Source organism: Sphingomonas sp. NFX23 (assembly GCF_049887795.1).
Lineage (GTDB): Bacteria > Pseudomonadota > Alphaproteobacteria > Sphingomonadales > Sphingomonadaceae > Sphingomonas.
In genome coordinates this window covers 523,539-535,570 of record NZ_JAGEKH010000003.1, presented here as the reverse complement: position 1 = coordinate 535,570, position 12,032 = coordinate 523,539, and the positions used below count along the sequence as shown (strand labels likewise).

At 66.1% G+C, this 12,032-nt stretch carries 11 protein-coding genes; 7 read left to right on the top strand and 4 right to left on the bottom strand.

Going from position 1 to position 12,032, the window contains the following annotated elements:
* The first annotated feature begins 6 nt into the window (after positions 1-6).
* The 5 genes from J4O76_RS10045 to J4O76_RS10025 all read left to right on the top strand — a co-directional run bounded on the left by J4O76_RS10045 (position 7) and on the right by J4O76_RS10025 (position 4,275).
* Positions 7-1,104: a glycosyltransferase family 2 protein gene (locus tag J4O76_RS10045; RefSeq protein WP_333961923.1), complete on the top strand. Its 1,098-nt coding sequence runs from the start codon at positions 7-9 to the stop codon at positions 1,102-1,104.
* Positions 1,105-1,326: 222 nt separating this feature from the next.
* Positions 1,327-2,532, top strand: coding sequence for a trans-sulfuration enzyme family protein (locus J4O76_RS10040; protein ID WP_426281614.1), 1,206 nt, complete (start codon positions 1,327-1,329; stop codon positions 2,530-2,532).
* Positions 2,529-2,927 carry a Co2+/Mg2+ efflux protein ApaG gene (gene apaG, locus J4O76_RS10035; RefSeq protein WP_056488567.1) on the top strand — a complete coding sequence of 133 codons (399 nt, stop codon included), beginning with the start codon at positions 2,529-2,531 and terminating at the stop codon, positions 2,925-2,927. The genes J4O76_RS10040 and apaG overlap by 4 nt, the downstream gene beginning before the upstream one ends.
* Positions 2,924-3,706, top strand: a complete 783-nt coding sequence (locus tag J4O76_RS10030; RefSeq protein ID WP_426281611.1) for a LysR family transcriptional regulator — start codon at positions 2,924-2,926, stop codon at positions 3,704-3,706. Before apaG ends, J4O76_RS10030 begins: the two co-directional genes overlap by 4 nt.
* Positions 3,707-3,747: 41 nt before the next feature.
* Positions 3,748-4,275: a GNAT family N-acetyltransferase gene (locus J4O76_RS10025; RefSeq protein WP_426281610.1), complete on the top strand. Its 528-nt coding sequence runs from the start codon at positions 3,748-3,750 to the stop codon at positions 4,273-4,275.
* A gap of 206 nt (positions 4,276-4,481) precedes the next feature.
* Here J4O76_RS10025 and J4O76_RS10020 read toward each other — a convergent pair whose 3' ends face one another.
* Both J4O76_RS10020 and J4O76_RS10015 read right to left on the bottom strand, forming a co-directional pair.
* The gene (locus tag J4O76_RS10020) at positions 4,482-5,753 is read right to left on the bottom strand and encodes a serine hydrolase (RefSeq protein WP_426281608.1); all 1,272 of its coding nucleotides are present in this window, start codon (positions 5,751-5,753) and stop codon (positions 4,482-4,484) included.
* Complete coding sequence (locus tag J4O76_RS10015) at positions 5,753-6,607, bottom strand: ABC transporter permease (protein WP_120301080.1); 855 nt, start codon at positions 6,605-6,607, stop codon at positions 5,753-5,755. The genes J4O76_RS10020 and J4O76_RS10015 overlap by 1 nt, the downstream gene beginning before the upstream one ends.
* A 65-nt stretch (positions 6,608-6,672) precedes the next feature.
* On the opposite strand from J4O76_RS10015, the gene J4O76_RS10010 reads away from it, so the two are divergent.
* On the top strand, positions 6,673-7,428 hold the full coding sequence (locus J4O76_RS10010; protein WP_426281606.1) for a GcrA family cell cycle regulator: 756 nt from the start codon (positions 6,673-6,675) through the stop codon (positions 7,426-7,428).
* A 509-nt stretch (positions 7,429-7,937) separates the two neighbouring features.
* Here J4O76_RS10010 and J4O76_RS10005 read toward each other — a convergent pair.
* Positions 7,938-8,795 carry an outer membrane protein gene (locus J4O76_RS10005; RefSeq protein ID WP_253071021.1) on the bottom strand — a complete coding sequence of 286 codons (858 nt, stop codon included), beginning with the start codon at positions 8,793-8,795 and terminating at the stop codon, positions 7,938-7,940.
* Between the two features lie 159 nt (positions 8,796-8,954).
* On the opposite strand from J4O76_RS10005, the gene parE reads away from it, so the two are divergent.
* Complete coding sequence (parE, locus tag J4O76_RS10000; RefSeq protein WP_426281603.1) at positions 8,955-10,964, top strand: DNA topoisomerase IV subunit B; 2,010 nt, start codon at positions 8,955-8,957, stop codon at positions 10,962-10,964.
* Positions 10,965-11,152: 188 nt separating this feature from the next.
* Here parE and J4O76_RS09995 read toward each other — a convergent pair whose 3' ends face one another.
* A complete protein-coding gene (locus J4O76_RS09995; RefSeq protein ID WP_426281601.1) occupies positions 11,153-11,941 on the bottom strand; it encodes a hypothetical protein in 789 nt (262 codons plus the stop codon).
* Positions 11,942-12,032: the final 91 nt, after the last annotated feature.

Below are 12,032 nucleotides of genomic sequence, written 5' to 3'. Positions count from 1 at the left end.
CCAGTGATCGGTGACCTGCTGCAACTCGCGGTCGTCATCCCGACGTTCAATGAGAAGGCCAATGTCGCGACGTTGATCGCCAAGCTCGACCAGGCACTGGTCGGGCTGAACTGGGAAGCGATCTTCGTCGACGACGACAGTCCCGACGGCACCGCCGACGCCGCGCGTGAGATCGCCCGGCTCGACAAGCGCGTCCGCGTGATCCAGCGGATCGGCCGGCGCGGGCTGTCGTCGGCATGCATCGAGGGCATGTGCGCCACCGCTGCCCCGATCGTCGCGGTGATCGACGGCGATCTCCAGCATGACGAGACATTGTTGCCGGCGATGCTTGATCTATTGAAGGACGGCGAGACCGACGTGGTAATCGGTTCGCGTTTCGTCAGCGGCGGCGGCACCGGCGAGTGGGACAGCGACCGCGTCGCCAAGTCGGCGCTTGCCACAAAGCTGTCGCGCCGCGTGCTGAAATGCGATCTCAACGATCCGATGAGCGGTTTCTTCATGATCCGCACCGACATCGTCCGCCACCTCTCGCCGTCGCTGTCGGCGATCGGCTTCAAGATCCTGCTCGACCTGCTCACCGCGTCGCCGACGCCGCTGCGCTTCGTCGAGGTGCCGTACACCTTCCGCTGCCGGACCGAGGGCGAGAGCAAGCTCGATCACGTCGTCGCGATGGAATATCTGATCGCGATCTACGACCGGATGTTCGGGCGGGTCGTGCCGGTGCGGTTCGCGATGTTCTCGGCGATCGGCGTGCTCGGCGTCGGCATCCACATGGCCGTGCTGACCGCGTTGTTCGTCGGGTTCGGCACGCACTTCCTGGTCGGCGAGATCGTCGCGACATTGGCCGCGCTGACGTTCAACTTCTTCCTCAACAACGCGCTGACGTATCGTGATCGGCGGTTGAAGGGGTGGCGGCAATTGGTCGACGGCTGGGTGTCGTTCGCGGTGATCTGCTCGGTCGGCGCGGTCGCCAATGTCGGCATCGCAGCGTTCCTGTACGAGATGCGGGACGGTGCCTGGGCGGCCTCGGCGCTGATCGGCGTGCTGGTCGGCGCGGTCTGGAACTACGCGCTGTCGTCGAAATTCACCTGGGGGCGGTATTAATCGAACCCTCGATCCTCCCCCGCCAGGGGGAGGTGGCTGGCCTTTCGCCAGACGGAGGGGGAGGAAAGGGTAACCTTGGTTGCGTGGTCCTCCCCCTCCGTCGCCTTCGGCGCCACCTCCCCCTTGCGGGGGAGGATCGAGACGCTCGGCCCAGCCTCTTCACGCCCGCAACGCTTGTCCCCGGGGTTGTCATCGCGGCTCCCCCCCGGCAAAGCGGCGCGCATGAAGCGCAAGACCGGCCAGGATCGTTCGATCACTCAGAATTGGCGTCCCGCGACGCGCGCCATCCGCGGCGGCACCGCCCGCAGCGAGTATGGCGAGACGTCGGAGGCGTTGTTCCTCACATCGGGCTATTGCTACGACAAGGCAGGCGACGCCGCGGCGCGCTTTGCCGGCGAGCAGGAGGGGATGACATACTCCCGCCTGCAGAACCCGACCGTGCAGATGCTCGAGGAGCGGATCGCGCTGCTGGAGGGCGCCGAGGCGTGCCGGACGATGGCGACGGGCATGGCGGCGATGACCGCGTCGCTCCTGTGCCAGCTCCAGACCGGCGATCACCTCGTCGGCGGCCGCGCGGCGTTCGGGTCGTGCCGCTGGCTCACCGACACGTTGCTCCCGAAATTCGGCATCGCCACGACGATCGTCGATGCGCGCGATCCGCAGGCGTTCCTCGACGCGGTCCGTCTCGAGACGAAGGTATTCTTCTTCGAGACGCCCGCCAACCCGACGATGGACATCGCCGACCTGAAGGCGATCTGCGACATCGCGCGCGAACGCGGCATCACGACGGTGGTCGACAACGCCTTCGCGACGGCAGCCTTGCAACGGCCGATGGAGTTCGGCGCTGACGTCACGGCCTACAGCGCAACCAAGATGATGGACGGGCAGGGCCGCGTGCTCGCCGGTGCAGTCTGTGGCACCGAGGATTTCATCACCAACACGCTGTTGCCGTTCACGCGCAACACCGGCCCGACGCTGTCGCCGTTCAATGCGTGGGTGGTGCTCAAGGGCCTCGAAACGCTCGACCTGCGCATCCACCGCCAGTCCGAAAACGCGATGAAGGTCGGCGAATTTCTCGAAGGCCGTGTACCCCGCGTGCTGCATCCCTTCCTGCCGAGCCATCCGCAGCACGAACTGGCAAAGCGCCAGATGGACGCCTGCGGACCGATCTTCGCGTTCGAGGTCGAGGGACGCGAGCAGGCGCATGCGTTGCTCGACGCGCTGGAGCTGGTCGACATCTCGAACAATATCGGCGACTCACGCTCGCTGATGACGCATCCCGCCTCGACCACGCACGCGAGCGTATCGCCCGACAAGCAGATCGAGATGGGCGTGACCGAGGGGCTGTTGCGGATCAACGTCGGGCTCGAGGACGTGCAGGACGTGATTGACGACCTCGACCAGGCGCTGCGCCAGGCGGGCCTGTGAAGGCGCTGTTCCCCAACGCGGCGACGACCGATGGGGTGACGGTGCGCGTCTCGGTCAGCTATTTGCCCGAACAGTCCGAGCCCGAGCGGGGCCGCTGGTTCTGGGCGTATCACATCCGTCTCGAGAACGAGGGCACTGAGACCGTCCAGTTGCTCACCCGCCACTGGGTGATCACCGACGGTCGCGGCGCGCGCCACTCGGTCGAGGGCGAAGGCGTGGTCGGTGAACAGCCGGTGATCGAACCGGGCGCCAGCTTCGACTACGTCTCCGGATGCCCGCTCGCGACCCCGTCGGGTGCGATGCAGGGGAGCTACCAGATGGTCCGCGAAGACGGCGCCGTGTTCGCGGTCGAGATTCCCCGCTTTTCGCTGTTCGCCCCCGCGGTGCTCAATTGAAGCGCACGCATCTCCCGCTCAACGGCTTGCGCGTGCTGGACGCGGCGGCGCGGCATCTGTCGTTCACGCGTGCCGCGGACGAGTTGGCGGTAACGCCGGCGGCGGTCGGGCAGCAGATCCGCGCGCTGGAGGATACGCTCGGCGTCGTGCTGTTCCGCCGCACCACGCGCGGGCTCGAACTCACTCCCGAAGCGGAAGCGGGGCTAGGCGCGCTCCGCGGCGGGTTCCTCCAGTTCGAGGAAGCTGTCCGCGCGATGCAAGCCGGGCAGTCGTCGAAATCGCTGACGATCGCGGCACCGCGCGACCTTACCGAGAAGTGGCTGATGCCACGGCTTGCGCAGATTGCCGAGGCCGATCCCGAACTGCGCTTCGTGCTGATCACGGCCGACGAGAATGTCGACTTCACCGAAGCCAATCTCGACCTCGCGATCCGCTGGGGCGATGGTCCCGGCGAGCATGAGGGCGAGGCGCTCGAATCCGAAGGCATGGTGACGATCGCCAAGCCCGGTACGGACACCGAGTCGGCAATTGCCTGGTCCGGAGAAGACGGCGTCGCGCTGGTCCGCGTCACCGATGCCGGGCTCGCGATTGACGCGGCGGCGGCGGGGCTTGGCCGCGCAACGGTGCCGGAACTGCTCGCCCGCCGCGACCTTGCGCAGGCCCGCGTCCGGCTGATCGGCGAGTCGCAGCCGTCGCAGGGGGGGTATTGGCTGGTCGCCCCGCTCCCGCAGTGGCGTCAGAAGAAAGTCCGCGCGCTCGTGGATGCCCTGACCGCGTGAGGCAACCCGGACGCAGACCACGGCGCGCCGGCGTATCACCGGTGCTGAAGACGCGTCGGCTGCGCCTGCGGCCGCTCGTCGAGGGCGACGCGACCGCGCTGCACCCGATGCTCGCCGATGCGGAGCTGATGGCCTATTCCGCCGACGGCCCCTTGGGCTCGGTCGACGACGTGCGCACCTATCTCGCCGAGGAAGCCGCGCCGGGCAACCAGCGTACCTGGGCGATCACCCGCACCGGCGACGACCGCGCGATCGGCTGGGTCTCGGGGAGCGAGGCCGATGGGGCAGGGGTTACGGAGATCGGCTTTATCCTGGCACGAGAAGCTTGGGGGCGGGGGATCGCGCGGGAGGCTGTGTCGGCGGTGATCGATCGCCTGTTCGCAGAAGGCCGGAGTCGGGTTTTCGCGGATGCCGATACCGAGAACGCCGCCTCGATCGTCCTGTTGGAACGCCTGGGCTTTCGTCGCGAACGCCTGTTGCGCGACGAGTGGGAAACGCATCTGGGGTTACGCGACAGCCTGATCTACGGGCTCTGCGCGGATAGCTGGCAGGCGGCTGGGCGGGCTTAGCCGCCGCCCTTCCCCAGATTACACCACCCCGGCGGAGGCCGGGGCCCAGTTGGAAAGGTGGTCGTAACGGCGCGCCGCCCTCAATTAGCAACGTTCACCAACTGGGCCCCGGCCTTCGCCGGGGTGGTGGCAAAAAAGTCGAGCGCGCTCTCTCTCTCTCTCTCTCTCTCTCTCTCTCTCTCTGTCTGTCTGAAACGGCAGCTAACCTACCGCGCCGCGAGCAAAGCCAGCGCCCGCCCCATCAACCCCGCAAACCGAACCTCGTTCACGCCATCATCAGCCCGGTGCCAGTTCCCAGTCGCCGCATACCAGCGCCCGTCCTTCGCCTGCACCACATAGTTCAAGGCCAGCACCCCAGGCTCGCCGCCACCCTTGAACCCGACATACCCAAACCGCTTGGCAATCGCCGGATCGATCCCTGCATTCACCGCCAGCACTGCCCGAGTCGTAGCATCCGCCCTGCGCAACCGATCGAGCACGCCTGCCATCGCCGCCGGACTCGCAAACCACTCGACGCTGTCGATCGCCACAGGCTTCCCGGCGAACACGGTAGGATCCAGCTTGGCAGTCAAAATCTTCACCGCATTGTCGACCAGCAGCGCCCGTCGCTCGTCCACAGACCCCGCTGCCCAAGTCTTGGTCAGCGCCGCATCCCCCTTCAGCGCAAACATCTCCCGCGTCGTCATCACCGGCACGCTCCCGCCAGCCGCCGCCGCGATCGCATCGACCTTCGCGCGCCCGAGCGTCGTCAGCAGCGTATCCGTCGCGGTATTGTCGCTGATCGAGATCATCATCGTCGCGAGCGTCTGTACCGTCACCGGCGACCCGGCGGGCCAGGTCTGCAACACGCCCGACGGCAAGGACGGCGCCCCGACGTTCACGACGTCCTCCCAACGCCGCTCGCCGCTCGCCACCTGCCGGGCCAGTTCCGCCAACACCCAGAGCTTGAACGCCGATCCGAGCGGCGCCGCCACGTCCGCGCGGTATTCCAGGATCGGCTCGGGCTTACCCTCGCCGAGCGCATACAGCCCGAACCCGCTAGCCCCCGGCAGCGCACGAAACTCCGCCTCGACCTTCGCCAGGCTATCGTCGCGCGCCCCCGTGCCGGTGATCAGCAACCCGGTCGCAGCATGCGGCGCCGCGGGGTCGATCACCAGCCGAACACTCGCCGTACCCCGCGCATAGCCAACGACCAGATCCGCGGACCATGCCGACGTCGCCGTCAACGACTCAATCTTCTGGGGCACGCCCAGCGTCGTCTTCAGCTTCGCGGTGATCGCCGAAAACTGCGCTTTCGGCACCTTCTCGCGGAAACTCGCCGCGAAATACGTGTCGTAGGCGCCGCGACCGTCGAGGATCGCGACCAGCGCATCCGCCCTAGCCCGCAAAGCCGGGTCCGCCACCGCGCCCTGCGCCACCGCCCCGACCGGCAGCAAGGCCACCGCCAACGCCACCAGCCAAAGCGCGAGGCCCCGCATCAGTTCTTCAGCTTCCAACCGCTCTTCAGCAACCGGTAGCACAGCGTCGCCAGCACCAGATCGATCACCAGAATCACGATCCCGCCGATCATCACCGGCGAGTCGGCGATCCCCAGGAACCCGTATCGGAACCCCGAGATGATGTAGAAGAACGGGTTCGCATGGCTGAACGCGCGGAACGCCGGCGCCAGCTTGTCGACCGAATAGAACGTGCCCGACAACAGCGACAACGGCGCGATCACGAAGTTGGTGACCGCGGCGGCATGATCGAACTTGTCCGCCCAGATCGACGTCAGCACGCCCAGCAGCGCGAGGAACGTCGCACCCAGCAACCCGAACCAGATGATCGCAAGCGGCGCATGCGGGGTCACGTGCACGCCCGGATACAGCGCCATCGCCGCCCACACGACGATCCCGACGATCACCGCGCGCGTCACCGCTCCACCGACCAGCGCGCCCAGCAGTTCACCCGTCGACAAGGGCGGCTGGAGGTAATCGACGATCGTGCCCTGCATCTTGCCGACCAGCAGCGAGAAGCTCGCATTGGCGAACGCCGGCCCCATCATCCCCTGCGCAATGATCAGCCCCGGCGCGATGAAATCGGCGAACGCGACGATCTGGCCATCGACCGGAACCGGGCTTTTCGCGCCCGTCGCGATGGTGAACACGATCAGAAACAGCAGCGTCGTGATCGCCGGCGCCCACACCGTCTGAAGCTGCACCTTGAAGAACCGGCGCACCTCCTTGATATAGAGGGTTCGCAATCCCTCCCAGTTCACGCTCTTTATGACGGGAACGCCGGGGGCGGAATGCACCGCCGAATGGATTTCACCGATTGGGGGCTGGCTGCTCATAGGCGTTGCGGGTAATCGCTGCCGCTGCCGCCCGCAACCCGGCTGAGCAAGACTAAGGAACGAACATGTCCTGGACCGACGAGCGCATCGCGACGCTCAAGACGATGTGGGAGGCCGGCCAGACCGCCAGCCAGATCGCCGAAGCACTGGGTGGCGTCAGCCGCAACGCCGTCATCGGCAAGGCGCATCGCCTCGAGCTACAGGCGCGCCCGTCGCCGGTGAAGCCGAACGATCCCGAGGCGAAGGCGGCTGCTGCGGCAGAAGCGTCGGCGTCGGCCGCGGCGGCTGCCCCCGAGCCGGTCGTGGCACCGGAGGCGGTCGAGGTCGAGGCCCCCAAGCCCGCCCCGGTCGCAGAGCCCGTCGTGGCAGCGGCCAAGCCTGCTGCACCGGTCGAGCCGGAGCCGGTCGCTGAAGAGCCTGAGGACGAAGAGGACGAAGACGAGGACGAGGCTCCGGCTGTGGCCGCGCCCGTCCGCGCGCCGCAGCCAATTCTGCGCTCGGTCGGCCCAGGCGGCTTCCTCCGCCAGGCACCCGGTGAGCAGCAGCCTCCGAGCACGCCAGCCCCGCCGCGTCGTCTGGTTCCCGCCAAGCCGTCGGCTGAGATGGCCAACAAGACGAGCCTGCTCGAACTGAACGACCGCATCTGCAAATGGCCGCTCGGCCATCCTGGCGAGCCGGACTTCCATTTCTGCGGCAAGGCGGTGAACCCGGGCTTCCCGTATTGCGTCGATCATTGCGGGCATGCCTACCAGGCGCAGTTGCCCCGTCGCGATCGGCGTCCGACCCCGCCACTGCCGTTCGGCGGACCGCGGCCCAGGTGAGGCGCAGGGCGGCCTGCGCCAACCTGGCGCAGGACTCGCCCAAGCGCGGCCGGCGCGGCTAGCCGCGGCCGACGACATGGGCTTTGCCCATGGCTAGCGTGATGTAGAAAAGGCCGTTTCCTCGGGTGAGGAAGCGGCCTTTTTTTCTGACTGTTACACCACCCCGGCGAAGGCCGGGGCCCAATTGGGAAGGTCATGGTGATGACGGGTTTCGCTCAGTTGACTACGTTGCCCAATTGGGCCCCGGCCTTCGCCGGGGTGGTGGACGAGGTTGAGGGCGAGCATCCCCACCTTGTTCTCCCGCGAAGGCGGGAGCCCAGACTGGATCCCCGCCTTCGCGGGAAAACAAACTTTGCATGGAACCAAAAAAGGCCGCCCCCCCGTTTTGGGAAGCGGCCTTTTTCATATTACGCTAGCCATGGGCAAAGCCCACGTCGTCGGCCGCGGCTAGCCGCGCCGGCCGGGCTTGGGCGAGTCCTGCACCAGCTTGGTGCAGGCCGCCCTTCGCCTCAGAACCGGAACGCCACCGTGCCGCGCAGGCTGTGCCAGCGGAAGTTGTCATCCGAACGCTTGAACGCGGTACCAGCCGTGTTCGGCGCGAGCACGAACGGGTTGTTCGCAGGCTGCGTGCCGCGCGTCACGAGAACGCGGGCGTCGTCGTCCTGATACTGGTGGAACATGTATTCCATGCCGACCGAGATGTTCTTGCCGAGCTTCTGCTCGATGCCACCGCCGCCGGTGATGCCGAACTGGTTCTTCTTGCCGCTCTGGGCATAGGCGTTGGCGGTGTTGCTCGAATAGAAATCGCGGTTGATGCGCGCATAGCCCGCACCGAACGTGCCGTAGAACAGCGTCGTGTTGACCGCATAGCCGGCGCGGCCGCGGATCGAGGCCTCCCAGTCGAGGTCGCGCGTCATCGTGTAGAAGGCGGGGGTGGTCGAGAAGGCGGTGACGCTGTCGCGGATGTTCGACTTGCCGAACTCGCCGACGACGCCGACGACGATGTTACCACGCTGCTGGTCGATGCCGACGCGCGCATAATAGGCGGTGTTGTCCTTGTCGTTGCGGCAGCCACGGCCACCGACGGCAGGAGCCGTGCTGCTCCGCGCGGCGCCGTTGCAGAAGCCGGGCGAGAACGCGTTGGCGCCAGCCGCGGTCGTGACGGCATCGCCGAAGCGGCCGTCGAGGTTGCGATCAAACAGGATCGACGAACCTTCGTCGTTCGGCTGCACGTCATAGCCACCGGCCGCACCGAAATAGATGCCGCTGAACGGTGCGTCTTCGGTGATCTCCTGTGCCGCGACAGGCATTGCGGCAAAACCCAGCGTAGCGGCGCCGGCAAGCGCCACCATCATCGTCTTAGTCATATTCACTCCCGGAAACTTCATGACAGGTTTTTCATAAACGGCCGGTTCCGCGAAAGTTATCCCCCCAAAGCAACAATCTATATCAATGTGACTTTTGCATCACAGGGAGAACAAACGGAGCCTGTGGCTTTGTCCGACGCCTGCGGCTACGTTCCCGCCATGGCTGAAGATCTGTTCGCGTCCCCCTCGACGCCCGGCGCCGGCAAAACCGCCGCCAACACCTATGACGCGTCCTCGATCGAGGTGCTCGAAGGCCTCGAACCCGTACGTCGCCGCCCCGGCATGTACGTCGGCGGTACCGACGAGCGCGCGCTGCATCACCTCGCCGCCGAAGTGCTCGACAACGCGATGGACGAGGCGGTCGCCGGTCACGCGACGCGCATCGAAGTCACGCTCGAAGCGAACAACCGCCTGACGATCGTCGACAACGGCCGCGGCATCCCGGTCGATCCGCATCCGAAGTTTCCCGACAAGTCCGCGCTCGAGGTGATCCTCTCGACGCTCCACTCGGGCGGCAAGTTTGCGGGAAAGGCCTATGCGACATCGGGCGGTCTGCACGGCGTCGGCATCAGCGTCGTCAACGCGCTATCGTCCGACACCGTCGTCGAGGTTGCGCGCGATCGGCAGCTGTACCGCCAGCGCTTCGCCAAAGGCCTGACGCTCGGCCCGATCGAGCATCTCGGGGCCACGCCCAACCGTCGCGGCACCAGCGTCGCGTTCACGCCCGACACCGAGATCTTCGGCACCGAACTGAACTTCAAGCCGCAGCGTCTCTACAAGCTGGTCCGCTCGAAGGCGTATCTGTTCGCCGGCGTCGAGATCCGCTGGCACTGCGCACCGGATCTGATCGGCGACGATACCCCCGCCCAGGCCGTGTTCCAGTTCCCCGGCGGACTCGCCGATCACCTGCGCGACCAGATCGCCGGCCGCGAATGCGCGACCTCGGACTTCTTTTCGGGCTCGCAGGATTTCCCGAGCGCGAACGGCGAAACGCAGGGTCGCGTCGAATGGGCGGTCGCATGGCCGCTGTGGAGCGACGGCTCGTACAGCTGGTATTGCAACACCATCCCGACCCCCGATGGCGGCACGCACGAACAGGGCCTCCGCCAGGCGCTGGTCCGGGGCTTGCGCGCGTTCGGCGATCTCGTCGGCAACAAGAAAACGAAGGATATCAGCGCCGACGACGTCATGGTCGGCAGCGAACTGATGCTGTCGGTCTTCATCCGCGAACCGCAATTCCAAAGCCAGACCAAGGATCGCCTCACCAGCCCCGAAGCCGCCGGCCTCGTCGAGAAGGCGGTACGCGATCACTTCGACCATTTCCTCAGCCACAACATGGAGCGCGGCAAGGCGCTGCTGAACTATGTGCTGGAGCGGATGGACGAACGCCTGCGCCGCAAGCAGGAACGCGACGTCAAGCGCAAGACAGCGACGTCCGCGCGGAAGCTCCGCCTCCCCGGCAAGCTCACCGACTGCTCGGCCAACTCGCCCGAAGGCACCGAACTCTTCATCGTCGAGGGCGACTCGGCTGGCGGCTCGGCGAAGCAGGCGCGTGATCGGAAGACGCAGGCGATCCTCCCGATCCGTGGGAAGATCCTCAACGTGGCGTCGGCCACCAGCGCCAAGATCTTCGCCAACCGGGAAATCGCCGACCTGACGCTCGCGCTCGGCTGCGGCACCCGGAAGGACTGTACGCCGGACACGCTCCGCTACGAACGCATCGTCATCATGACCGACGCAGACGTCGACGGCGCGCACATCGCGACGCTGCTGATGACGTTCTTCTTCCAGGAGATGCCCGAACTCGTCCGCCGCGGGCACCTCTACCTCGCGCAACCGCCGCTCTACCGCCTGACTGTCGGCACCAAGAGCGTCTATGCGAGAGACGACGCGCATCGCGCCGAACTCGAACGCACCGTCTTCAAGGGCAAGAAGGTCGATGTCGGCCGCTTCAAGGGCCTCGGCGAGATGAACCCGAGCCAGCTCCGCGAAACCACGATGGACCCCGCCACCCGCGGCATGCTCCGCATCACGCTCCCGCAGGAATATGAGGAGCGCGCGCAGGTGAAAGACCTGGTCGACCGCCTGATGGGCAACAACCCCGCGCACAGGTTCGCGTTCATCCAGGAGAACGCGGGTCGGATGGACGAGGAAGCGATCGACGCGTGACGTAACGGTAGAGCGTGTAGGGAACGGGTGGCGATGTCGCGCCCGTCCGAAAACGACACGGAGGCGGCCCGAGTTCGCCAAGCTTGCCACCGCCACTGTGTTCACCCGCGAAGGCTCGTGCCCAGCCTGGGCTCCTGCCTTCGCGGGAGTACACTAGCTGGGCACCGTCATGGCTCTCAAACGATCACCTACTGCTTGTAGGCGACCAGCGTCGACGTTTTCCCACGTTTGATATCGTTGACGTCGATCGTCATCGTCTTGCCGTCGGGCGAGACCGTCATGAGGAATTTGCCGGTCACCTTGCCTTCGAACATATCGGTCTCGTGCAACGTGCGGGCACTGGGCTGCGTCAGGGACACGGTCGTCCAGCCTGGATCGCCCGTCACCGGCACTGCCGGACCGCCGATCGTCGCGGCGAACGAGATGCCGATCGGCGTCGAGTAGGTCACGACCTTGCCGACCTGCGCGAACGTGAACGTCAGCCCGCTGTCGGACACCTGCGCATCCTTGGTCTGGCGCCAAGAGCCCGACGTGGCATGCGCGCCGGCAGGGGCGGGGGCAACGCGATCGCTGACCGACGTGCCGGTGATCGGAACGCCGGTCGTGCCCACCGTCTCGCTGAAGGCCGTCGCAATCGATTTTCCGTCGGCAGACACCGTCTCGGTCGCTTCGCTGACGATCTTGCCGCCCTTCTTCGTCGCGTATTTCACGACCGCCGGATCGACGACGGTGACCGACATCTCGTCGTAGTAGGGCTGTCCAGCCACCGCATGCCAGCCACCGTCGGCGGCGACCTTCACCACCGGCTTGCAGGTGGCGCAGGTGTATAGTCCCTTGTCTATCAACGTGCTGGAAGGTTTGGTGGACAATTGACTGGCACTGATATCACCCTTCCAAGTACCCGACAGGACGTCTTGCGCGACTACCGGCGATATCGCGGTCGATATCAATGCTACGCCGATTGTAAGTTTGATCATGATTATCTCCCCTGTACTTCGACGAGGTCATTCGAATCGAATCAAAGCACACAGGATCCTGGCGCCGCGTCTTCCGATGCATGCGCTTGTT